The following is a 2,806-nucleotide window of genomic DNA, read 5'->3' as shown; positions in this document are numbered from 1 at the left end:
GAAAAATCTGGAAGAAAAGAAAAACAGGGCACATCTTCTCCTGACCAATCTCGACTATGATTGTTATAAACTTGAAGAAAAGTCTTCTTATTACTTCAAAACTATCAAATTGTATAAGTTCCTGATCATATTTCTCGGTGGGCTTTCAACAGTACTTATAGGACTTGATATAAGGCTAATAAACTTTATGGATGTAGAAGTGATGGGAACTGTAATCAAAAATTCGGTCTTGCTTCTTACTGCTAGTATTACTGTCTTAACCTCTCTTTTTTCTTATTGGAATCTCGAAAAATACTGGATGACCCATAAGGTTATTTTGTTTCGCTTGAGAATTTTAAAGGACAAAGTGGAAGATGCTTATAAAAAAGTTTTGGATACTAAGAGTCAGGATGGAAAAAATAAAGATAAAAAGATTCCAATTATTTCGGATGCAGAGCTTAAGAGATTTATCGATGAAAGATTGGATATACTTAGTAGATTATCAGAACATTGGGATTTGGCTATAAACAATTCTTCAAATGGAAATCAAAAGTCATAGTTGGACAGTTCTAAATAAAAAAATACATCAGTCTGCCTTGTGTCTTAGAAGACTGTTATTTCCTATATTGATTTTCAATTTTAAAATTGATAAGACGTGTAAAATTAAAATTTGAAGAGAAATAAATTTTTGGTCTATAGTTTAACATAATTTTGAATAAGAAAAAAAATGAAAATCAGGAAACTACTTTTTCTATTTTTCAGCCTGCTGAGTTTTCTCCTCTTTTCCTGCAAAGAAGAAGAAATCCCCCTCCAAATCCTGACCCCTGTGCCAGGAGGAGATTGGGTGATTTATCAGTTAGCAAAAATACATGTACCGGAAATACCCGTGGCCGATAATAGCTTTTCAGGTTCTATAGGGGATGTTCCTATCAGCCTGGGTAGAATCGCCGGTGATACGCTGATATTTATTATCCCCAATGTAGGGGAGGGGCCGGCAGCACTAAAGGTCACTATGGGTAATCAGGTCAGAACATGGAACCTGCGACTTAGCACATGGCCGAATTTCCAAGATCAGGAGATATTTATTGAATCGTTTCTTACAAGTACCCGAACACTCCAAAACAAAATCCAAGAAATTGACGAGCTAAAGGAATTGGCCAACCCATTTGGAACGTGGATCGGCTTTTTTATCCAAAAGCAACAATCCTTATCGGAATTGGAGAAGGAAACCTTGGCCGGAGTGTTCCAATATGGACGAAATCACTTGTTTTTTAGCAACCGGCATGAAACCTTCGAACTACCCTGTCACAACAGTCCGGAATCCACTATGGCTTCAATGACTTGGGCGTTTGGGTCATTTGACAATTCCTATCTGAGAGACTTTTCCAAACTTCCCAAAACAGCTTTTCATGATGCTGTTGTTGCAGGTCTTGGTTTATCTTTTTGGTACCAGAAAATCCTTTTGGAATATTATGCCTATCAGACCCTGCTATGCCCTGTGATTCAAGAAATTCAATTGATAGAATCAGCCTCTGGAAAAGTAATTCAGCCAAATGATACCCTAATCATTGAACCCTTGGTGCCGATTTCTTTTGAAACCTTAGGGATATTTCGACGGATTACAAAAACTGATTTGGAACAAGGGGAAGATACTTTATTCACACCTACTTATGGGTTTAATGGAAAGTCACTGATTTCAAAGGATTTTTCGGATTGGATACAATTGTACATTGAAGATTACAAATGGGAATTGCCCATTCTGGATGAGAAGTCATGGGTGTCTGCTCCCGATGAAGCTCCCTTTACCACAGGGCCTGTACATGGTCAGTCATGGTATCTGCCAACGATAGATAACCCAGATGTCCGATTGGCCAATTACAAAGACTTAGAAGGCAATTTAATGTTGATTTTTGAGAATAATCTGGTAGATCCCCTTCCATTCAACATGAAATTGACCCTATTTGCAACTGCATTCAATACTGAGTTTGTTGTTCCCGCAATCCTGGAAACAGGTTGTCCTTTATCAGCCGATCTGTTGTTGATCGACCGGACGCATTTTCTTGAAATAGAGTCTGGGATCCCACCTTATCAGGTCACTTGGTCCAACGGTGTAAACGGTGTTCTGTCCCAAACCCTTTCTCCGGGTAATTATGATGTTAAAGTAACAGATACAAATGGTTGTGAAAGAACGGTTCAATTTACCTCGCCTGAGTTTGGTACAGTAGAAGATATTGATGGAAACACTTATGAGACTGTCAAAATCGGCAATACCTGGTGGATGGCTGATAATCTTCGTACTACTAGAATGCGGGATGGAACTGCTATTCAATCTATTGAATCAGATGCCGTTTGGGTTTCAGCAACAGGACCTTCATATTCTTGGAAAGATAATGATTCCGACCTTGATGAAAGTTACGGAAAATTATACAACTACCATGCAGCCTGCTGTGAAATTTGCCCCGAGGGATGGAAACTACCTGGCATATTTGAAATAAGTTCTTTTGGATCTATTTTTGGATTAAATGTTGGAAGATATATAAAAGCTGTAGCTGGTTGGCCAATTGGTTCTTTAAAATCCAACAATCTATCCGGCCTTCGATTTTTGCCAAGTGGTTTCCGCTCGGGAACAGATGGAGGTTTCGGCCCAAGCAGTGGGGAGTTTTCAACATTTTGGACAAGCTATAGGGATCAAAGAGGTTATCCACATTTAGGCTTTCTACAAGGATCTGTAGATTATTTATCGACCGGCATTTCTGTCAATCCAAGAGACGGCTTTAGTGTGCGGTGTGTAAAGGAATAGAGATTCCCCGAAATACTATGGGGCTTG

The 2,806-nt window shown here is 38.9% G+C and carries 2 protein-coding genes; both read left to right on the top strand.

The genetic code is table 11. From position 1 onward, the window contains the following. Positions 1-538: hypothetical protein (locus ACEW8U_RS12965; protein WP_373522476.1), on the top strand; the 538-nt coding region annotated here is incomplete at its 5' end. Between the two features lie 168 nt (positions 539-706). Then, positions 707-2,779 (top strand): fibrobacter succinogenes major paralogous domain-containing protein, encoded by a 2,073-nt coding sequence (locus ACEW8U_RS12960; RefSeq protein WP_373522475.1) that lies wholly within the window; start codon positions 707-709, stop codon positions 2,777-2,779. Positions 2,780-2,806: the final 27 nt, after the last annotated feature.

Source organism: Aquiflexum sp. (assembly GCF_041751335.1).
GTDB lineage: Bacteria > Bacteroidota > Bacteroidia > Cytophagales > Cyclobacteriaceae > Aquiflexum.
The sequence above is the reverse complement of the archived record's forward strand: the minus strand, read 5'-3'. Positions and strand labels throughout refer to the sequence as shown.

Coding starts and splice junctions, on each gene's coding strand:
- ACEW8U_RS12960 (WP_373522475.1), top strand. CDS start 707: ATGAAAATCAGGAAACTACTTTTTCTATTTTTCAGCCTGCTGAGTTTT.